The organism is Citrobacter sp. S55_ASV_140, assembly GCF_018919505.1.
Classification (GTDB): domain Bacteria; phylum Pseudomonadota; class Gammaproteobacteria; order Enterobacterales; family Enterobacteriaceae; genus Citrobacter; species Citrobacter werkmanii.
Genome location: NZ_JAHLQZ010000430.1, coordinates 1 through 539 on the forward strand (window position 1 = coordinate 1; position 539 = coordinate 539).

Sequence of the window (539 nt, forward strand, 5' to 3'; positions counted from 1 at the left end):
GATCTTTACGCGCACTATCCTGATTTTTTCATCGACATTCCGCATGAGCAGGTGCTGCTGCGCGAGCATGATGTGATTGTTTTTCAGCATCCTCTCTACACCTATAGCTGCCCGGCGCTGTTAAAGGAGTGGCTTGACCGTGTTCTGAGCCGCGGATTTGCCAGCGGTCCCGGAGGGAATCAACTGGCGGGAAAGTACTGGCGAAGCGTCATCACCACCGGTGAACCGGAAAGCGCGTACCGTTATGACGCGCTGAACCGTTATCCGATGAGCGATGTACTGCGCCCTTTTGAGCTAACGGCCGGTATGTGCCGCATGCACTGGATGAGCCCAATCATCGTTTACTGGGCAAGGCGGCAAACGAAGCAGGAGCTGGACAGCCATGCTAAAGCGTACGGTGACTGGCTGGCGAATCCGATTCCTGTGGGAGGCCGCTGATGGAAGGTTCTGATTTATTGACCGCGGGAGTGTTGTTCCTCTTCGCGGCGGTCGCTGCGGTGCCGCTGGCATCGCGGCTGGGTATTGGCCCGGTATTAGGA

General features: G+C 57.0%; 2 protein-coding genes. Both read left to right on the forward strand.

Going from position 1 to position 539, the window contains the following annotated elements; translation table 11 throughout:
- On the forward strand, window positions 1–438 hold a 438-nt coding region (gene kefG / locus KQJ18_RS24365; protein ID WP_216423000.1), incomplete at its 5' end, for a glutathione-regulated potassium-efflux system ancillary protein KefG.
- Window positions 438–539, forward strand: a 102-nt coding sequence (locus KQJ18_RS24820) for a hypothetical protein (RefSeq protein WP_253297572.1), incomplete at its 3' end; no start/stop codon positions are given. The genes kefG and KQJ18_RS24820, both read left to right, overlap by 1 nt.